Source organism: Akkermansiaceae bacterium, from assembly GCA_024233115.1.
Classification (GTDB): domain Bacteria; phylum Verrucomicrobiota; class Verrucomicrobiia; order Verrucomicrobiales; family Akkermansiaceae; genus Oceaniferula.
This window is the reverse complement of record JACKQB010000006.1, coordinates 261,817-281,369: the sequence shown is the minus strand read 5'-3', so window position 1 is coordinate 281,369 and position 19,553 is coordinate 261,817. Positions and strand designations below refer to the sequence as shown.

The following is a 19,553-nucleotide window of genomic DNA, read 5'->3' as shown; positions in this document are numbered from 1 at the left end:
GTAGGAGCAGAGCCGCATATTAAGCGCGTTAGCGTCATTAACAAAAGCAAACAACGATAACACCATGAACAAAACATACTACATCGGACTCGATGTCCACAAGGAAACAATCGCCATCGCCCACACTTTCAGCGGCTCCCGCAGTGAAGCCGTTTATTACGGGGAATGCGGCGGCAGCAACCTCGCGGTTGAGCGTGTCCTACGCAAACTCGCCAAACAGTTCGGAGTCAAACTCCGGGACCTCAAGGTTTGTTACGAGGCCGGGCCGACCGGTTTCGTTCTCGCCCGCAGGCTCATCCAGCTCGGGGTCGACTGCACTGTCATGGCACCCTCCAAAACCGAACGTAGACCCAATGAGAAAATCAAGACCGACAAACGCGACGCCAAGCTCATTGCCAGGGCTTTCCGCAACGGTGACATCACTCCGGTGCGTATCCCGCCCGCCCTGGACGAGGCCGTGCGCGACGTCTGCCGCGCCCGCACCGACGCCTCCGACGACCTCGCCCGCGCCAAGCAGCGGCTCAACTCCTTTCTTCTGCGAATCGGTTTCAGCTACTCCGGGAAAAGCAAATGGACGCCCGCGCACATGCGATACCTGCGCGATCTCACCCTGCCCAACGACGCCCACAAGGTTGTGTTGGAGGAATACATGCAGGCCATCGACACCTGCATTGAGCGCGTCACGCGCCTCACCGACAAACTCAAGCAACTGCTCCCCGACTGGGAATGGGAGCCCGTGGTGCGCGCACTGATGGCTTTCAAAGGCTTCCAGGAAGTGGCCGCCATGACCGTCGTCAGTGAACTCGGCGACCTGCGCCGCTTCGAACACCCGCGCAAGTTGATGGCTTTCCTCGGCCTGGTTCCGGGAGAACACAGCAGCGGGTCAAAACGGCGGCAGGGAGGCATCACCAAATGCGGCAATGCCCACGTCCGCTGGATGCTGGTGGAGTGTGCCCAGCACTTCCGCCGGGCACCCAAAATAAGTGGAGCCCTCACCACGCGCCAAATTGGGCAGTGCAAGGAAGTCAAAGCGCTCTCGTGGCGTATGCAGAACAGGCTCTGCAAACGTTACCGCACACTGCGGGCACGGGGAATGCGCGACTCCAAATGCGTGGTGGCGGTCGCCCGCGAGCTTGCGGCCTTCATCTGGGAACTTCAAAACAAGTGCGGACTTGCCATACCCGGGTCATCCGCAGCCACCATGCAGAGCCATTAGACCGCCGGCAGACTTCATTTTTTAAAACCGCCCCAATCCCGGGCGGGGGGCGGTTTGAAAAAACAAAGACCGCCTCCAGGGAGGAGACGAGACCTCCACACCCAAAAAGAAAAAGACAAACCCATCAACAAACCCGACGGCAGAACAGAGGCGGGGAACAGCGACAATCAACAAACAGGCGCAAGGCCGGCACTCGATGACGTTATGAGCTAGTTTCGCGAAAGCGGGATGAGCGCTCGATTCGAGAGAGAGTCAAAGGCCACCGGTGAAGACAAAAAACTGAGGTAACCCCCTCCTTCGTCAAGACTACGGAGGGCACGGCCAGTCCTCGCATATCAGCATACCACGTCTGCGCGAAATGCACACCACGCCCGCAAGTTCCCCGCTTCTATCCTGCCGCCACCCCCAGCATCGCAACCCTACCATAACCATGTTAGATAAATATAAGAACACCCACTTGACAAATCATCAGCCATATCAACGTCAAGGTGTGGCACCGGCTACCGGGAGCGCCACTCCGCAACTGGGTTAAAGGTAGTAGTCAGGAGGGTCATTTCGACTCGGGACGGGTAGCCGGTTGTCCACCACCGTCTTGTTCTCCCATAGCACTTTGTCCGTCCCCTTATATTCTATTACCAAAAGGCCCCGGGAGGATCATTTGGTGATGGATAGAATTGAAACGCGAGAAATGAGTAAAAAGAAGGAGGGTGGTTATTTGAAGGTGCGGATGTTGGGTGTTTTGACGTAGAGTTCGAGGGTGGCTGGGACGTCCAGTTTCATGCCCTTGAAGGATGAACCGACTTTGATGGTGCATTTTCCGGATACTTCGATTCGGGCGATACCGGTTGCTTTGTCGAGTTGCTCGATGTGAATGGTGCCCTCGGTGAAAGAATACAGGGTTCCGTTGTGGGAGAGGGATGCGAGGGATTGGGTGTCGGCAATGGAGACGGCTCCTTGGTAGGTGTCTTTGCCTTTGCCCCGGCCTTGGATGACGATAGAGGCGTTGGTTTTCTTGTCTTTGGAGCTAAGTTCGCAGGCGGCATCGACGTGGAGCTTGCTGCTTTCGGCGTAAAATTTGAGTTCGGAGTCCTCGGGGGAAATGTTGATGGTTTGGGTGTTTCCTTCCGCCTGGAGAGTGACGATGTTATCCGGGTCTTTCTCAGCGGTTTTGTAGGGAGCTGAGGCGGACTTTTCCTGCGTGGTGGAGTTTTCGCCAGAGGCGGGCATGATGAGAAGGGCAATGAGGGCTGCGGGGATCCATTTCATGGTGTGTTGAGTGGGGTTGTTTGAGTTTCGAGGTTGAGTCAGCGTTTTCCCTTGGAGCGTTTCATTTTCTCGGAGAACATTGTTATTCGTTGACTCGGGTAATAGGAACTTACAGATGCTTGACCGTTTAGGAAGATTTAGCAGAGAGTGTTTACCCGATCTATTTGCTGTGAGGGTAGTAAGTTCTGTTGGGGTAGGTCAAACAAAATAATAGTTAGGTTTTGGATATCTTCGGGATTTCTGTTGTTTTTGGAGGTTTTATTACGCTTTTCATTTTAGTCTTCGATCTTTGATGGTTAGCCTGTTTTAAAGTGATGTTTTTTTCTTGTCTGGATGCACGGGTGAACAGTAAGGTGTTCATATGAGTGGATATCATACATTGGGAGTGGATCAGGAGGTTCCCGGCGGAGGTTTGTCATTGGTCCGGGAAGGTGGCTGGCGTGAGGATGTGATGGCTTCCCGGGACTTGAACGATCGAGAGAAACAGGGTTTTGCCTTTCTGTTGTCCTGGTTTGAAACCTGGCGCGTTTCGAGGAGGTTAGAGCCCGGTTTAGAATCTGCGCGTCAGTTCTGGAAGCAGGAGGTTGCGTGTAAAGAGCGTAAGCAGTGGCAGTTGGAGCAATGGGCTCAAGCTGTTCGCTGGTATATTCAATGGTTGGAAATATGCGCCAGGGAAGGGCGGCAGACGGTGAGTCTGGCGGAGAAGGTCAGGGATGCGGTGGAGCGTATTGGCGGTAGGCGCGGGCTGGCATTGAGGACCAGGCAGGGCTACGGGAGCTGGGCTGCGCGTTACGCCGCCTGGGCAGGGAGCAGGGAGCGGGTTTTGGATCCCGGATGCGCGCGTGATTGGCTGGCGCAGCTGGTGAGTGAGACAAGGGTGAGCTTTGCCACCCAGAAGCAGGCTCTGAACGCCCTGGTTTTTCTGTATCGTGATGTGTGCGGCATGGAGGAAGTGGACTTGGGCGTAAAGCTGCGCAAGACCACCAAACGCATTCCTGTGGTGCTCGATATGAAGGAGGTGATGAAATTGATCGAGAAGCTGGAGCCGCTTTACCGTCTGCCCGCGCAACTCCAGTATGGTGCCGGACTCCGTGTCAGTGAACTGGTCAATCTGCGCATCAAGGACGTGGATACTGAGCGACGACAGCTCACGGTCAGAGCTGGAAAGGGGGACAAGGATCGGGTGACGGTGGTGCCCACTCAGCTGGTTGAATCTATCGAGGAACATAAAAAAGAAGCGCGGCTATTGTATGAGGAAGACCGGCGGAATGATTCGCCTGGTGTTGAGTTGCCCGGTGCGTTGGCAAGGAAGATGCCGAAGGCTGGGGAGCGCTGGGCGTGGTTTTGGCTTTTTCCATCAGACCATGAATCGAAGGATCCTGAATCCGGGATCATCAGGCGGCATCATCTTCACCCCGCCGTGTATTCGAGGGCCTTGCAGAGGGCGGCTCTGGCGGCAGGCATCGAAAAGAGGGTGACATCTCACGTGCTGCGGCATTGCTTTGCCACGCACCTGCTTGAGGCTGGAAGTGATCTGCGCACGATCCAGGAGCTACTGGGCCACGGAGATGTCAAAACCACGGAGATCTATACTCACGTCGCCAAGGGTGCAAATGGCTGTGGCGTCATCAGCCCGTTTGACATCCTGTCTCCAGGCTGACACCCGACACCCGACACCCCGCCCCTGCCTACTTGATCAACTCGCTTAATACGCGTTCGATCTCGCGGTGTTTCTTTTCGTCCAACACCTTGGAGCCGTCCGGCCAGGTGACGTAGATGGTGTCCATGGCGGCGCCTTTTTCCGTGCAGATGCGGGCGTGGACAGTGGCGAGGCCGAGCTGGTCGATGGTGATAAAGAGGTCATGTAGGAGGCCGATGCGGTCGAGTGCCTGAATATCGATAGCCGTACAGATGGAACTCAGGTCGTTAGAGACGTGAACCAGGGTGGGGAAGGGGATGCCACCTTCTGTGTTGTCGGTGCGTAGCAGGTTGGTCTTGGGTTTGAGATATCTTTCCGGCTCGTAGTTCTTGTGGGGGTCGGGATCTGCGTTGATGGAGCGGAAGGTTTCCAGCACCCTCTTGCGGTCGCGTTCCGAGGTGACCGGATTGTGGTCGATGGTGCAAACCTGGAACAGGTCGCAGACGATGCCATCGGTGCGGGTGTAGACGTCCGCGCTGATGATGTTGATCTCGTGTGCGGCGAGGGAGCAACAGACTTTTTCCAGGAAAAGCGGACGGTTCCAGGCGGTGACCAATAGTTCGGTGTGGGAACGGTCATCGCGGTCGATCCAGGTCATGTCACATTCAAAGGTGCCGTCGTCCGAGGCCTGGTCACGTTTCAGGAAGGCTTGGACTGACTTGATATGGAGTGAGATATTGCGTGGCTCACGGAACCTGAAGTAGGTGGCCGGCATGCGCTCGAAGTGTTGCTCCATCTGCTCGTGGTAGGACGGGCTGAGTGTTTTGCGGCAGCGTGCCAGCAGGTTGTCCTTGTGTTCGGAGAGGGTGTGTTTGAAGTGTTCCTTGCCTTTTTTGAGCCACAGCCGGGTGGAGTGATAGAGCTGCAGCATGAGGGTTTCCTTCCAGGGCGACCATGCTTCGTCGTTGGTGCCGTTAGAGTCGGCCCAGGTAAACAGCAGCAGGGCATCCAGGTTGCGTTTGTCCTTCATGATGCTGGCAAATTCCTCGATCACCGAGATGTCTGTCAGGTCGCGGCTGGTGGCGTAGCGCCAGAACGTGAGGTGGTGGTCGACGAGGAACATGACCATGGCGCGCCGACCACTGCGGATCTGAAGCCGGCGACAGACCTTGTCGGCCAGCATGGTGGAGCCATCGATGTGCTCGCGGACGTTTTCGGCCCTGCCGGAATCATGTAGGATCAGGGCGAGGTAAAGGGCATACGGGTCCAGGATGTTGTGGAGCAGCTGGCGGTAGAGCTTCCGGTTTGGAGCATTCTCCTTGGGGGGGTCGGTCAGGCTGTCGAGTTGATCGATGCAGCGCAGGGTGTGCTCGTCCGCGGTGTAGCGGTGGAAGAACTCATGCTGCACCAGGCAGTCCATGGCGCCGAATTCAGGTAGATAGCGATCCAGGACCTTGGTGCGGTGCATCATGCGGAGGATGTGAGCCACCTCCCCCTTGCGCTCCAGGATAGCGCGGAATGTCTCCCGGTTTTTGATGTTGTAGCGGAATGAACGGTCGATTTTCTTGGCGGCGATGTGGATGTATTTCCTCGCTTGCGGGCTAAGCTCTAGACCACGGATCTGGCAGTGCTGGAAGAGGCGCATCAACCTGTTAGGGTCCTCCGCGAGGGCGTCGGTGTTTTCGAGGAAAATCCTCCCGTCACGCGCGATGAAGCCATCGAATTGTTCCGCATGCACTTTTTTGCGGGCAAAGGGGATGATATCCAATAGAATGTTGCCCTTGTTGTTCTGGTGTTCGATCTCGAAGTACTCCATCAGCGAGGTGCTGTGGGTGTAGATGGCGCGTGTGTGACGGTAATAGTCGCGCATGAATGCCTCGCAGCGGCGGAGGATGGTTTTCTGTGGGTAGTTGAAATTGGTGGCCACAACGCCCTGAAGCCGCAGGGTCAGCGTGTCGGTGCAGCGACCGCTGTCGTAGTGGAGTTCATTGCGCACGCGCTGGAGGAAATCGTAGCCTTCATTGAGTTGGCGGCAGGTGCTCTTGGTGATGATCTTTGCTTTGACGAGTTCCTTGAGCTTGAGGAAACCGCATTTGACGTGGGCGACCCAGAGCACATTCTGGTAATCTCGGAGGCCGCCGCAGCTTTCCTTCACATGTGGCTCTTGCAGGAAAACGGTATGCGAGTACTTGCTGTGGCGTTGGCGGAGATCCTTGCGGCGGAGGTCGAAAAAGGCTTCCTGCCCCTTTTTGACACACTCCTTGTCAAAGCGTTTGGTGAACGTGTTGTAGAGCTTTTTATCACCGACGACAAAGCGGGCATCCATCAGCGCGGTTTTACTCTGTTGGTCCTTGCGGGCTTCGCTGACACACTCGGCGATGGAGCGGCACGCATGCCCCACCTTGAAGCCTGCGTCCCAGAGGATGTAGAGGATTTCCTCAATGGTGGCCGAGATGCTTTTCGGGATCTTGTTGGATGCGCTGGGTAGCAGGAACAGCAGATCGAGGTCCGAGCCGGGATTGAGATTACCACGGCCATAGCCCCCCTGGGCGACCAGGGCGACTTCGGGGTGGTCGCCTTTCTGGCGGTTGATGGCAGCCATAAACATGACCCCGAGTACGGCATCGAGCAGCTCGGCGCGGGCAGAAGCTATTTCCAGCCCCCCGGCACCCTCGCGATGGCGTTGCAGGATGTTGTTTTCCTCATTTTTGATGAAGCGCATGACCAGGGAAGCCCCTTCGCTGGCGGTGAGTTGGCCCTGGGAAATGGCCATGAGTTCGCGGTCGGCTGCTTTTTTGATGTCAGGTTTTGTATCGGGGGATGGCACGTGAGTCGGGGGGTGGGTGTTGACTAGATCCGACTATAATGGATCCGCACCATGGAACACGCAATTTTTCACCTTATCAACGTCATGCATTCTGCGTGCTAGGGGGGGGAGAGTAGGACAGCTTTGCAAGCTGTCGGCAACCTAGGCACATATCCTGCCGACAGCTTGCAAAGCTGTCCTACTTTAAAAACTCGCGCACTTCATCGAGAGTCCTCGTATTGAGGACATCCTCCCGCCGGAGCCATCCCTTGCGGGCGATGCGCACCCCGAAGGCGAGGTATTGCAGGTGCTGCACGTCGTGTGCATCGGGGTTGATGGAGGTCATCACCCCCTTGTCGCGGGCGCGGTGCCAGTGTCGCCAGTCCATATCGAGCCGGCGTGGATTGCAGTTCAGCTCGATGATGGTTCCGGTGGCCGCCGCGCAATCGAGGATTTTTTCCATATCCAGATCATAGCCCTTTCTCTTGAGCAGAAGGCGGCCTGTCAGGTGTCCGATCATGGTGACAAGCGGGTGCTCCATCGCCTGGATGATACGGGCGGTCTGTTCTTTTTCCGAAAGCTGGAACGAGCTGTGGATCGATGCCACGCAGTAATCGAGTTGTTCTAACACATCGTCCTCGTAATCGAGGCTGCCGTCCTTGAGGATATCCACCTCGGTGCCGGAGAAAATTTGAAAATCGTCCCACTGTTTGTTCAGTTCACGGATGGCGTCAACCTGGCGCAGGAGTCGGTCCGGCTGGAGGCCGCGCGCCTGGAACTGGGCTTTGGAGTGATCGGCGATACCGAGGTATTGCAAGCCAAGGTCGCGGGCGGCTTCGGCCATTTCCTCGAGGGAGTTTTTACCATCCGATTCCGTGGTGTGGTTATGGAAGGTGCCACGGAGGTTTTCCAGCTCAATGAGGCGTGGGATGTCGCCTGCGTCAGCCGCTTCGATTTCCCCCATGTTCTCACGAAGTTCGGGCGGGATGCGGTCGAGCTCAAGGATGCGGTAAATATCGGCCTCCTCTTTGACCGCAGGGGCGGCGGGGGAGGTTTTGTCTTTCGGGGTAAACCCGTACTCGTTGAGCGACCAACCGTATTTGAGTGCCCTCGACCGCAGCGCGACGTTGTGTTCCTTGCTGCCGGAAAAATACTGCAGGGCAAAGGGGAACTGGTTGTTAGAGACGGCGCGGAGATCGCACTGAAGGCCGTTTTCGAGTCGGACCGACGCCTTGGTATCACCACAGGCGATCACCGAGTGCACTTCTGGGAGCGAGGTGAAAAAGGCAGTCAGTTTCGCCGGTGACGAGGTGGCGACCAGGAAGTCGAGGTCATGAAGAACCTCCTTGCTCCTGCGGTAAGAACCCGCGATGGCGACGCGCAGTGAATCCGGGTGCTGGCGGAGGGTTTCAAGCATTGTTTCCGCCAGCGGGGCCACGTCACCCAGCCTGAATAGGTCGGCGAACTGTTCTTTCATGGCGATGGACTCGAGTAACTTGTCGATGGATTTTTTACCAAAGCCGGGGAGGGCGGCGGCGCGACCGTCCTTACAGGCGGCCTTGAGGGCATCGATGGAATCGACGTTCAACTGCTCGTAAAGCGCGCGGACTTTTTTGGGGCCGAGGCCCTGGATGCCAAAGAGGTCGAAGAGCCCCTGGGGGAACTCGGCGCGCAGGTTGCGGTGGAATTCGAGTTTGCCGGTGCTGGCGAGCTCATGGAGTTTTTCCTGCAGCGCTTTGCCGATTCCCTTGATGCCCTCCAGATTGTTCGCCGCCGCCATGGCAACGATTTCCCCCTGGAAATTGCGCACCGTTTCCGCGCCGGTGCGGTAGGCTCTGGTCTTGAAAGGATTCTCGCCCTTGATTTCTAACAGGAGTGCGATCTCGTCGAGGACCGCAGCGATTTCATCGCGTGAAATAGCCATACTTAAAAACCTGGTCGGAGAGTAATGCTTTGCGGGTTGTAGTGGTCCTTGGGGCTGAAAAGCCAACCCGGAGTAGGCGAGACCAGCTCATATCCTGTGAGCATAAACTCGGGGAGGATCTGGTTCGAGTTTACCTCGTAGACCTTTTGGCCCGTGTAGTAGCCGTGGATACGGTATTCAAAATTCTGGTCGAACCCATACCTTCTCCCTGGGGGGCCGGCCTCCGGCAGCCGGTCCGGGTTGAGTTTCCTGCTTTCGTTGAAGACAACAAGCTGCGCGGAGTTGGCGCTTTGCCGTGGCTTGCGAAGATACCCCCAGAAGCGGGTTTTCTCGACGTAGTAACGTCGACCGTAAAAGAAGTCGCCTGTAGGTTCGCTAGCGATTTTCGCGGCGCGTTCAGCCGTTGATGGGCCTCCCATGTTGGGTGGTCCGTAGGTTCCGCTGGATACGCCACCAGTGGAGCACGAGTTAAGTATCAGCGCAAATGCAGCTGAGAGAGAAAAGAAAAGGTATTTCCACATGGGCAATATCTTTGTGGAGAATGAGCCGCAGGTCAAGGCTACTATGGGGCTCCGTAAGAGGCATGCTCTTAGCTCTTCGAACTTCGTTATGAGGTCATGTTTACGCCGCTTGTGTAGGTCAACTGGAGTGCGGCAAGTAGGCACCACAAGACTCACGTATGACCAGGCGGGGTGCCAGCACCTGTTTACGGGAGGGTAATGTGACATCACCCAGGCGGTCGACCATTGCCCTGAATGCCGTCTGAGCGAGCTCTCGGCATGGTTGATGGATCGTAGTCAGTGGGGGAGAGACTAGGGAGGCTAACTTGACATCATCAAAGCCCACAACTCTGACATCCTGAGGTACCCGGATGTTGATCCGCTGTAATTCACACATCAGGTGTGCCGCCGTATGATCGTTCGCACAGATGAATGCATCGGGTCGTGTTAGTCCTGAAATGTCACGGATGAATTTCTTATCTTCGATCATCCCTATGCGAATCCAGTTTTTAGGTGTCTCGATTTGGTGTCTTGCATACGCCTCGCGTACTCCAGCTATCCGCGCCTCGACTGTGGGGGCGGAGTGTGGGCGGGTCAAAAAATGGATCGATGTGCACCCCAGTTTGAAGAGGTGCTCCGCCAGCATGTATCCGGCTGCAAAGTTATCGATGCCCACGAGGTCAAAGTCGCTCCGCATCGGGAAGCTGGTGAAATCACGATCCAGCAAAACAACAGGAATACCAGCGTCACGCAGCATCATCGCCACAGAGTGATTCACACGCTCTGAGCCTTCTACGATTTCGTAGGGTGCGAAGAAGACGCCCGCCACATTTCGCTCAATGAATTGTTTACAAAGACTCTCTATCTGATGTTGCCCGTTGGTTGAAACCTCCGGTTCCGAGCCGCCCCAGACTAATCCGTAATCATGCATGCGTGCGAGACTTGAAATCTCCCCTCCGATCACTTGGAAAATCTCGGTGTTTCCCAGATCAGGAATCAACAATGCCATCAAAGTGCTACGTATATTCACCTTAGTGCCTTCTTTGACGTAGGAGCCAGAACCAGCGCGCCTTACTACCATACCCTCGTCGCACAGGACTTTAAGCGCCTTGGCTACAGTGGGTCTTGAAACCTTGTATCTCTTCACCAGCTGAGCCTCACTAGGCATGCGCCCGTCATTGCCATAACGACCCTTTACAATTTCTTCACGTAGTGCGTGAGCTATTTCTGCATATCTAGGTAGTTGTTTTGGGCTGTTTTTCATTAGTTGAACGGTTTACAGGTTGGTAAAACCTGTAAAGACAGGAAAGTGTCATGCCTGTCAATTAAAAATTTACAAGTCATCGGGTGATTGGTAACTAAATCCCATGAATGAAATGCGCGCTTATGATGTATAAGGCTCATTCGTAACTTACATAACTTTATGAAACCCATTATCATAGGAATAGGAGAACTACTCTGGGACATTCTCCCTGCGGGTGCACGGATGGGTGGAGCGCCTGCCAATTTCGCTTGTCATACGAAGTCCCTTGGAGCCAAGGCTGCAGTTATCAGTCGCGTGGGAGCGGACGACGCAGGTCAACGCATCGTGAACGAGTTGGATGGAATGGGTATCATGACTGAAGGAGTCACAACCGATTCTCAAAACCCAACAGGTTCAGTCATGGTGACACTGGGGAATGACGGGCAACCCCAGTTTGAGATTTGCAGCAACGTTGCGTGGGACCATCTCTGTGTCACCCCGCAGCACCGCCAGTTGGTTAGCAATGCGAACGCTATTTGTTTTGGCAGTTTAGGCCAGCGCTCAGCTATTTCACGCAAGGCCATTCGCACACTAGTATCCGAAGCTCCGGAATCTTCGCTAAAAGTGTTCGATGTCAATTTGCGCGGTGATTTTTTCACAGAGAATATTCTTCATGAGTCGCTCAACCTCGCCAATGTATGCAAGCTAAGTGACGCAGAGCTCCCCGTCATCGCCGAGCTTCTGAAGCTAACGGGTGATGACGCTAGTGACCAACTCAATGAACTGCAGAGCCGCTACCAGCTTCGCCTGGTGGTTTATACACGCGGATCTGGAGGGAGTGTTCTAGGTAACGGTCATCGTTGGTGCGAGAGTCCCGCTCTTTCCACTGACGTGCGCGATACGATTGGGGCCGGCGATTCATTCACTGCGGCTACCGTCATGGGGGCTCTCCAAGGTTGGTCGTTAGAAACCATTTCGCAAAATGCCAATGAGGTGGCGGCCCACGTTTGCGCTCATCACGGAGCTATCCCTAACTTGCCAGCGTCCATCTGTGATCGCTTCTCGTGGACCAACTGGGACGGGTGCCTCGATTCCCCCGAGGGGGTCGAATGTCCGACATCCTTTGGCGTATGAAAATTTTCCCATCCCTCCCATATGATCTGGTAATGACCCAACTCCATATTTTCCTCCAGTAGAGAAAGCCCAACCCGCATAACTCAAACCCAACCCACAATAAAATGAAAACAAACCCAATTAACAAAAGCCTTCAAGGCCTTATCTCAAGCAGCGTCATCGCAGGCGCCATCATGGTTCCCGCCAGTCTATCCGCAGCACTTGTCTCACATTGGACGATGGACAATCCATCGCCATATACCAATGAAGTCAGCGGAGGTCCGAATATGGTAGTAGATGTAGCGACAAGAGCTCCGGCAACGTTTGATGCCAATGAAACACGCATGGAACTCGATTTTGGAGATCCCCGTAGCACCCGGATCAGCGCGTCTAGCACCAGCCTGGATATTGACACTTTTGCATTCTCCATGATTGTGGACCCCACAAAAATAGAGAACTATACCACATTGCTGCAGAAGGAAAGTGCCGCTGGAAACACCTTTGCCAATTACCAGCGTGTCGGCTGGCAAGTTCAGCACACCGAGAACGGTAATATCGAGTTCGTCGTCCGGGGCACGAATCCGGGAACCAAGGATTTTTATGGTTCCATCAGTGTCATGGGAGCCAGCAGCGGCATCCCGGTAGGTGATGACTATACCGATCCCGCGACTTACTTTCATATTGCCGGAGGATACAACAGCACTGACGGAAGTGCCTATCTGTATGTCACCCAGCTCGGCGGTACAATTACCAGTCTGACGGGATCTACCGCAACGTTTGATTCTGGCGCAGCGCAGGATACCAGTGCTCTTTCAGTGGGAAGCGCAAAGTCTGGTTCCGACTACGTTAGTTTCGGTGCCGGCTTCGATATAGCGGACGTCCAGATCTACGATGCTCTCCAGTCCGAGTCCGACCTCCTGTTCCTTGCCAACAATCCAGGTGTGGCCGTGCCAGAACCCGGAACCGCGATTCTGGGAGGGATGGGTTTACTCATCTTGTTCCGCCGTCGTCGTGCCTAAGGCTGACGTATTGCCATCCTTTCCCGCCACCTCACAACACCCCGCTATGAAAAGCATTTCTAGGACCCGGGGATTCACTTTGGTGGAGATCCTCGTGGTCATCGCTATTGTAATGGTGTTGGCTGCCCTCTCCTTCACCGTGGTGGGGAGGATGATGGCCAACGGTAGAACGACAAAGTCTTTGAATAACATGCGGCAAATATCCGGCTTCATCATGCTCTATGCCGTGGACAGTGGTGACCGGTTGCCCGCCTTGCGTGAATTCAATGACACCGACGATCCAAGCCAGCCCGTGAATTGGCACTGGAACCAGGAGGTCGCTTCGATGGAGTTTCCCGATGCGGATATGACAACCATCTCGGAGAACAAGGAGTGGTGGTGGAGGAATACACCCGTTGCCTTGAATCCTCAAATGAGCAAGGATGCCTTCGAGACCTATTACTCGGGTTATGCCATGAACCTGTCCATTTCCGAGCACCATTATACGCGATCCAGAGCCCGCGACTGGGAAATGATTCTGCGCAACCAGCCCCCGCTGACATCAGTCGCCGATCCAGCCAGGACCCCACTCCTGGTGCCACATTGGAATTGGCATACTGGGGACTTGCTCAGCGGGGATCAGCTGAACGACATCGGGCGCAGCCGTCCGTTTCTGAACAAAGGCAAACTGATCGTGTTATTTGTAGATGGTCATACCGAGATGATTAGTTTCGCCACCAAAGACAATGAGGAGCCGCTTGAAGTTTCCGAATATGCGGAAAAAGGCTATCATCAGATGCCTTGAAACTAACCGGAATATGGACATGACTTTATCAAAGATTCTTTTGTCACTGCTGTTGCTTGTTTCTTCCATACCGGCAGAGGAGGAGCGCCCCCTGTATCATTTTACAGCAGAGAAGAACTGGATCAACGACCCCAACGGCATGGTGTATTACGAGGGCGAGTACCACCTGTTCTACCAGTATAATCCATTGGGCGACAAGTGGGGGCACATGAGCTGGGGGCATGCCATGAGCACCGATCTCATTTCCTGGAGTCACCTGCCGCTGGCTATTCCCGAGACGGATGACGTCATGGCGTTTTCCGGCTCCGCTGTGGTGGACTGGCACAATACCAGCGACTTCGGCAAAGATGGCAAGCCGCCGTTGGTGGCCATTTACACAGGCCACCGTCAGGGCCGCCAGGACCAGCGACTCGCGTTCAGCAATGACCGCGGGCGTACATGGACTCAGTATGCCGGGAACCCGGTGCTTGATGTCAACAAGGCGGATTTCCGTGACCCCAAGGTATTCTGGCATGAGTCTTCCGAGCGCTGGATCATGGCATTAAGCCTGTCCACCGAGAAAAAGGTGTCGTTTTACGGATCCACCGATCTTAAAGGGTGGAAGCATCTGAGTGACTTCGGACCAGTCGGGGCGACCAATGGCATTTGGGAATGCCCGGATCTCTTCGAGCTCCCAGTGTCGAATATGCCCGGACAGAAACGCTGGGTTCTTCTCGTAAATATGAACCCGGGAGCCCCGGCCGGGGGCTCCGGGTGTCAGTATTTTGTGGGTGATTTCGATGGCAAACAATTCACTCTGGACGCCACTTACCCCCCGGATTTGGCATTACCCGATCCATCGAAGTTCCGGACCATCGCGGACTTTGAGGGGGGCGATTATGGATGCTGGAAAGTGGACGGCGAATCGTTCGACTTTGGGCCGGCGCACCCGACAGCAGGTTCGATCACGGGCTTCAAAGGAGCTGGCATTGCGAATAGTTTCGGTAAGTCCGATGCTTCACGCGGCACCCTGACCTCCCCGCGCTTTGTAATCCAGGACGACTGGTTGGCGTTTCGTATCGCAGGAGGCAACCACCCCGGTAAACTCGGCGTGCGGCTGAGGGTGGGCGGAGATGTTGTCCGCAGCGCCACTGGAAATAACAGTCCTAACATGGAAGAGAAGTCATGGGATCTCCGTGCCCTCCGCGGCAAGACTGCAACGCTGGAAATATTCGATGATTATGAGGGAAATGATTGGGGTCATATCCTTGTGGACGATATCCGTCTCGGCCGGGGAACCGCGCCTGCTGCACCGGCTCCGGCGCTGTGGGTGGATTATGGGGCGGACTGCTATGCGATTGTCACCTGGTCCGATATCCCGAAGTCGGACGGACGTCGGATAGGCATCGGTTGGATGAACAACTGGCTCTATGCGGAACAAACCCCCACTACCCCGTGGAGGGGGGCGATGACACTGCCTCGCGAGTTTGCTCTGCTGAAGACTTCCGAGGGCATCCGGCTCACCCAAAGGCCGGTTGCTGAAGTGAAGACGCTGACAAAGCCGAAGCCCCGTGTGTTTTCCGGAGGCACGCTACAGCAGGCGCAAGCATGGCTTGGGAGCCACGATGATCTGCCCCGGGAAATGAAGGTTTCCATCTCGCTCGCCAGGGTGAACGCAGAGACTCAAATCGCGCTGAAGATTGCAACGAAAGCCGATAATGAAACCGTTGTGGCTTATGAAAACGGTTACCTTGTCGTGGATCGCACGCACTCTGGCGATACTGATTTTCACCCTCTCTTTGCAGCGCGTCACGAGGCACCTTACCGCGTAACCGATGGTAAACTTTCCCTGGACCTGTATTTGGACAGGTCATCTTTGGAACTCTTCACTGGCGACGGAAGACGAGCTATTACCAATCTTATTTTTCCCGATGCCGGGACGCGGCAACTTCGTCTGGAAAGTAAAGACAAGGCTCTCAGGGTCGATCGCATCGTTCTCCAGCCACTTTCAAAAGGAAAATAAACAACCGCATGTATCGCTCCGTTTTTATCCTCTGTCTTGGAATGTCCGCATTGTTGCAGGCACAAAAGGAGAGATTATACAACGAGCTATATCGACCACAATTCCATTTCAGCCCATCCAAGGGCTGGCTCGGGGACCCAAACGGGTTGATCCGCCATGAGGGTCTATACCATCTGTTCTGGTGGGGACACGCTGTCTCTGATGACCTTGTTCATTGGCGGGAGCTGCCGTATCCGATGACTGGTGATGACGGCTCATTCAAGTATTTCAGTGGTTCAGTCGTAGTGGACCACCTGAACACAAGCGGCTTCGGCAACGGCGGGAAGCCTCCTATGGTCGCTCTCTACACCGCTCACAAGAAATCGGGCGATGACCAGCGTTTGTCGTATAGCAGGGATTATCGGACATTTCATTACTATCCTTCAAGTCCTGTCATCGCCGCGCGCGCTGAGAGTGAGCGCGATCCGGATGTTTTCTGGCATGAGTCCAGCCAAAGCTGGGTGATGGCAACATCCGTGCCCGAAAAACACCAAATCCGGATCCACACATCAAAAGACCTAAAGTCCTGGACACATCAAAGCACTTTCGGACCTCTGGGCGCGTGTTCTGAAAATTGGGAAGTTCCGAATCTCTTCCAACTCCCACTTCCGGAGGGTGGTCACAAGTGGGTGATGCTCTGCGGCATGGGTCCTAACAAAGTGCAGTATTTCACGGGGGACTTCGATGGAAAACAATTTTCCCCGGACAAGGAAACTCTCGCTTACCTAGCAGAAAAGGAACGGAAAAACCACAACAGGGAGCACGCCAAATGGATCGATTGGGGGCATGATTTCTATGCGCTTAGGGTGTTCAGGGATCTGGATGACAGCGGCAAGGTGAACTCATGGATCGGCTGGATGGGTAACTGGAAATATGCGAACGACCTGCCGAAGGACTGGGGGCGCGGTGAATTGTCGATTCCGCGCACCATTCGTCTCGTCAAGGGCTTGGAAGGTTACCAAATCCACCAATCGCCGCTGCCGGCTTTGAAAAAATTACGTGGCAAGCCGGTGGTCATTACCGCCACGGATAAACCGGGTGTCGTGTTTTCGCCCTCCAGAAATGTTTACGAGATAGAGACGCGATTTACCTTTCGCCCAGGTGCCCCGAGCTTTGGATTGGATCTGTGCGCGGGATCGAACCAAACCGTGAGGCTGGGCTACAACCCGGGAACCTCCCGTGTTTTTCTCGACCGCAGAAACTCGGGGAGAGTCGATTTCAACCCTCGTTTCCCGGTGATCGACGAAGCACCGGTCATACCGGGGCTGAGGGACATCAAATTCCACGTTTTTGTGGATCAGTCGTCGATTGAGGTCTTTGTTAACGACGGCGAGATTGTTCTAACATCACTTATTTTCCCGGAACCAGGTCACCGTGATGTGCGCTATTTTACGAGGGGGGGTAGCCGCCTTTCCAGTGCGCGCGCGTGGCAGTTGAAATCGATATGGGATGACACCCACCCGACTGCCGGAGCGAAGGAAAAATAAAAATCACCCGCGCGGTTCAACTCAATGCCGTCATGTTTCTTTTACAACAACCAACCAACATACGATGAACAAACTATTTTTCTGGTCTATCACCTCTGCTCTTGCCGGATTCCTCTTCGGCTTTGATACCGTTGTCATTTCAGGCGCGGAACAAAAAATCCAGAACGTCTGGGGTTTAAGTAGTGGCCTGCACGGGATCGCGATTGCCTCTGCGTTATATGGAACCGTCATTGGTGCCCTGATCGGCGGCTGGCCGACAGACCGTTTTGGCCGTAAGGGCACACTGCAGTGGATTGGCATACTGTATTTTGTATCTGCCGTCGGTTCTGCCTTGGCACCGGACGTCTATACTTTCACCATTGCGCGCTTTATCGGCGGGCTTGGAGTGGGTGTATCCACCATAGCGGCACCGCTCTATATTTCTGAAATCGCCCCAGCGGCGAAACGCGGTCGTCTGGCGGGCATGTTCCAGTTCAATATCGTGTTAGGCATCCTCATCGCTTTTTTGTCCAATGCCCTGATCAACGGACATGGGCACAATGACTGGCGCTGGATGTTGGGGGTCGAGGCCATCCCTGCGCTCATTTTCGCCATCATGTGTCTCTTGATTCCGGAAAGCCCGCGCTGGCTCATCGGTCGGCGTGGCAAACGTAAACAGGCGGTCGATATTTTGTTGGCTTCTGATCCTCAGGCGAGCCCAGATTCGGCGAACGCCATTGCGGATGAGATTGAGCGGCACTTCGGGAAAGCCTCCTCAGGCCCCCGTGGCCCGTTTTGGTGCAAACGCCTTCGTGTTCCCATTGTCCTCGCGTTCCTGATCGCATTTTTCAACCAACTCTCCGGGATCAACGCGATTTTGTATTTCTCGCCCCGCATTTTTCAAATGACGGGACTCGGCGAGAATGCCGCGCTCTTGCAGTCCGCCGGAATCGGCGTCACAAACCTCATCTTTACCTTTGTCGGGCTTTGGCTGATCGACCGCATGGGCAGGCGTTCCTTGTTGTATATAGGTTCTTTTGGATACATCCTTTCACTCGGTCTCGTGTCGTGGGCATTCTACACCCAGCACTACGCGATCATTCCGGTCTGCATATTCACCTTCATCGCCGCACACGCAGTGGGGCAGGGGGCCGTGATATGGGTATTTATCGCTGAGATTTTCCCCAACGAACAACGGGCCAGAGGGCAGTCACTGGGTAGTTCCACTCACTGGATTTTCGCAGCTTTGCTGACGACGTTTTTTCCAAGAATGGTAACGATGTTTTCTCCCGGTGCGGTGTTCCTCTTTTTCGCTGTCATGATGGTGCTCCAGTTGCTGTGGGTTATGCTGATGGTTCCAGAAACCAAGGGTGTTCCGCTCGAATCACTGGAAGAAAGACTGTTGAAGTGATCGTCCTGTCAAGCGGTGTTAAGCCGCATGAAAAGATTACAGTAGCCGATGCGGTTGCGTGTAATTCCATCAGCACTCTCTTGATTCCCCCGGTCGCGGCTACAGATCTTCGTAGGGCATGGTGAAGATTTTCTCGCCGTCGCGGAGGTCGCCGCGTTTGTAGCCGTGCATGAACCAGCGTTTGCGCTGCGCGGAGGTGCCGTGGGTAAAGAGGTCCGGCTGCACATGGCCCTGCGCCTGTTCCTGGAGTCGGTCGTCACCGATGGCTTCCGCGGCGTTCATCGCCTCCTCGATGTCGCCGTTTTCCAGAAACTTGAACTGCTCCTGCCCGTGGTGGGCGAACACACCGGAGAGGAAATCCGCGTGCAGTTCCAGGCGGACGGAGAGTTTGTTGTAGTCCGTCTTGGAAATCCGCCCCTGCTGGCTGTGGACCTTATCGGTGTATCCCAGGATTTTCTGGATGTGGTGCCCCACTTCGTGGGCGATGACATAGGCTTCGGCAAAGTCGCCCTTGGCACCGAATTTCTCTTTCATCTCGATGAAAAACGACGGGTCGATATAAATGGCTTCATTGGCGGGCATGTAGAACGGCCCCATCCTGGCATCGGCGATACCACCGGGTGTGGTGGTGCGTCCCTCGTAGATGATCATTTTTGAAGGACGGTACTTGATGCCTTCCGCAGCGAGCACCTTCTGCCAGATCTCCTCGTTATCGGCCAGCATGGTCGAGAGATACGCCTTCATTTCAGGATCGGGTGGCGGGCCGTCCTTTTGCACGACCTGGCTGCCGCCGCCGCTGGAGAATCCAAGCAAGGAGAGTGGGTTGATTTTAAAGAGGAAGCAGGCTGCGATGACACCGACGATCAGGAGCAGCTTGGTTTTACCGCTGCCGCGTTTGAAGAGGGCGAAGATAATGCTGCCCAGGGCACCGCCCCCGACGGGGCCACCACCACCCCTGACAGTGGTTCCTCGTCGATCTTCTACGTTCGTACTTTGTCTTCTACCTTTCCAGCGCATGTCAATTAGTGGGGTTAGTGGGATGATTTATCAGGCTTCCACCGCCTGCTGTCAAGGTTACGGATCGCGTGCCTGGTGCCATTGGTCACATGGGGACGGGATTTTGAG

The 19,553-nt window shown here is 55.0% G+C and carries 14 protein-coding genes; 8 read left to right on the top strand and 6 right to left on the bottom strand.

Annotation, left to right across the window (positions count from 1 at the left end; genetic code table 11):
* Nucleotides 1-64: 64 nt before the first annotated feature.
* The gene (locus H7A51_17245; protein MCP5537965.1) at nt 65-1,216 is read left to right on the top strand and encodes an IS110 family transposase; all 1,152 of its coding nucleotides are present in this window, start codon (nt 65-67) and stop codon (nt 1,214-1,216) included.
* 711 nt (nt 1,217-1,927) lie between these two features.
* Here H7A51_17245 and H7A51_17240 read toward each other — a convergent pair.
* Entirely contained in the window at nt 1,928-2,482 is a 555-nt protein-coding gene (locus H7A51_17240; protein MCP5537964.1) for a hypothetical protein, read from the bottom strand.
* A 361-nt stretch (nt 2,483-2,843) separates the two neighbouring features.
* Between H7A51_17240 and H7A51_17235 the strand changes: the two genes are divergently transcribed.
* Nucleotides 2,844-4,142 carry an integron integrase gene (locus tag H7A51_17235; GenBank protein MCP5537963.1) on the top strand — a complete coding sequence of 433 codons (1,299 nt, stop codon included), beginning with the start codon at nt 2,844-2,846 and terminating at the stop codon, nt 4,140-4,142.
* Nucleotides 4,143-4,170: 28 nt separating this feature from the next.
* On the opposite strand, the gene glnD is transcribed toward H7A51_17235, so the two are convergent.
* The 4 genes from glnD to H7A51_17215 all read right to left on the bottom strand — a co-directional run bounded on the left by glnD (nt 4,171) and on the right by H7A51_17215 (nt 10,615).
* On the bottom strand, nt 4,171-6,948 hold the full coding sequence (gene glnD, locus H7A51_17230) for a [protein-PII] uridylyltransferase (GenBank protein MCP5537962.1): 2,778 nt from the start codon (nt 6,946-6,948) through the stop codon (nt 4,171-4,173).
* Nucleotides 6,949-7,126: 178 nt separating this feature from the next.
* Entirely contained in the window at nt 7,127-8,851 is a 1,725-nt protein-coding gene (gene polX / locus H7A51_17225; GenBank protein MCP5537961.1) for a DNA polymerase/3'-5' exonuclease PolX, read from the bottom strand.
* A gap of 2 nt (nt 8,852-8,853) precedes the next feature.
* Nucleotides 8,854-9,270: a hypothetical protein gene (locus H7A51_17220; GenBank protein ID MCP5537960.1), complete on the bottom strand. Its 417-nt coding sequence runs from the start codon at nt 9,268-9,270 to the stop codon at nt 8,854-8,856.
* A gap of 220 nt (nt 9,271-9,490) precedes the next feature.
* Entirely contained in the window at nt 9,491-10,615 is a 1,125-nt protein-coding gene (locus tag H7A51_17215) for a GntR family transcriptional regulator (protein MCP5537959.1), read from the bottom strand.
* Between the two features lie 159 nt (nt 10,616-10,774).
* Between H7A51_17215 and H7A51_17210 the strand changes: the two genes are divergently transcribed.
* From H7A51_17210 to H7A51_17185, 6 genes are all read left to right on the top strand, one after another.
* On the top strand, nt 10,775-11,728 hold the full coding sequence (locus tag H7A51_17210) for a carbohydrate kinase (GenBank protein ID MCP5537958.1): 954 nt from the start codon (nt 10,775-10,777) through the stop codon (nt 11,726-11,728).
* A 104-nt stretch (nt 11,729-11,832) separates the two neighbouring features.
* Nucleotides 11,833-12,726 carry a PEP-CTERM sorting domain-containing protein gene (locus H7A51_17205; GenBank protein MCP5537957.1) on the top strand — a complete coding sequence of 298 codons (894 nt, stop codon included), beginning with the start codon at nt 11,833-11,835 and terminating at the stop codon, nt 12,724-12,726.
* Nucleotides 12,727-12,772: 46 nt separating this feature from the next.
* Nucleotides 12,773-13,510 carry a type II secretion system protein gene (locus tag H7A51_17200; protein MCP5537956.1) on the top strand — a complete coding sequence of 246 codons (738 nt, stop codon included), beginning with the start codon at nt 12,773-12,775 and terminating at the stop codon, nt 13,508-13,510.
* A 13-nt stretch (nt 13,511-13,523) separates the two neighbouring features.
* Nucleotides 13,524-15,512 carry a glycoside hydrolase family 32 protein gene (locus H7A51_17195; protein MCP5537955.1) on the top strand — a complete coding sequence of 663 codons (1,989 nt, stop codon included), beginning with the start codon at nt 13,524-13,526 and terminating at the stop codon, nt 15,510-15,512.
* 8 nt (nt 15,513-15,520) lie between these two features.
* Nucleotides 15,521-17,038 (top strand): glycoside hydrolase family 32 protein, encoded by a 1,518-nt coding sequence (locus tag H7A51_17190; protein MCP5537954.1) that lies wholly within the window; start codon nt 15,521-15,523, stop codon nt 17,036-17,038.
* Nucleotides 17,001-18,428: a sugar porter family MFS transporter gene (locus tag H7A51_17185; GenBank protein ID MCP5537953.1), complete on the top strand. Its 1,428-nt coding sequence runs from the start codon at nt 17,001-17,003 to the stop codon at nt 18,426-18,428. The genes H7A51_17190 and H7A51_17185 overlap by 38 nt, the downstream gene beginning before the upstream one ends.
* A 99-nt stretch (nt 18,429-18,527) precedes the next feature.
* Here the strand turns inward: H7A51_17185 and H7A51_17180 are convergent, their stop codons facing one another.
* The gene (locus H7A51_17180) at nt 18,528-19,445 is read right to left on the bottom strand and encodes a neutral zinc metallopeptidase (protein ID MCP5537952.1); all 918 of its coding nucleotides are present in this window, start codon (nt 19,443-19,445) and stop codon (nt 18,528-18,530) included.
* Between the last annotated feature and the right edge of the window lie 108 nt (nt 19,446-19,553).

Excerpts from the sequence above, each read along its gene's own strand:
- H7A51_17245 (MCP5537965.1), top strand. The coding sequence starts at position 65 with ATGAACAAAACATACTACATCGGACTCGATGTCCACAAGGAAACAATC.
- H7A51_17240 (MCP5537964.1), bottom strand. The coding sequence starts at position 2,482 with ATGAAATGGATCCCCGCAGCCCTCATTGCCCTTCTCATCATGCCCGCC.
- H7A51_17235 (MCP5537963.1), top strand. The coding sequence starts at position 2,844 with ATGAGTGGATATCATACATTGGGAGTGGATCAGGAGGTTCCCGGCGGA.
- polX (MCP5537961.1), bottom strand. The coding sequence starts at position 8,851 with ATGGCTATTTCACGCGATGAAATCGCTGCGGTCCTCGACGAGATCGCA.
- H7A51_17220 (MCP5537960.1), bottom strand. The coding sequence starts at position 9,270 with ATGGGAGGCCCATCAACGGCTGAACGCGCCGCGAAAATCGCTAGCGAA.
- H7A51_17215 (MCP5537959.1), bottom strand. The coding sequence starts at position 10,615 with ATGAAAAACAGCCCAAAACAACTACCTAGATATGCAGAAATAGCTCAC.
- H7A51_17210 (MCP5537958.1), top strand. The coding sequence starts at position 10,775 with ATGAAACCCATTATCATAGGAATAGGAGAACTACTCTGGGACATTCTC.
- H7A51_17205 (MCP5537957.1), top strand. The coding sequence starts at position 11,833 with ATGAAAACAAACCCAATTAACAAAAGCCTTCAAGGCCTTATCTCAAGC.
- H7A51_17200 (MCP5537956.1), top strand. The coding sequence starts at position 12,773 with ATGAAAAGCATTTCTAGGACCCGGGGATTCACTTTGGTGGAGATCCTC.
- H7A51_17195 (MCP5537955.1), top strand. The coding sequence starts at position 13,524 with ATGGACATGACTTTATCAAAGATTCTTTTGTCACTGCTGTTGCTTGTT.
- H7A51_17190 (MCP5537954.1), top strand. The coding sequence starts at position 15,521 with ATGTATCGCTCCGTTTTTATCCTCTGTCTTGGAATGTCCGCATTGTTG.
- H7A51_17185 (MCP5537953.1), top strand. The coding sequence starts at position 17,001 with ATGACACCCACCCGACTGCCGGAGCGAAGGAAAAATAAAAATCACCCG.
- H7A51_17180 (MCP5537952.1), bottom strand. The coding sequence starts at position 19,445 with ATGCGCTGGAAAGGTAGAAGACAAAGTACGAACGTAGAAGATCGACGA.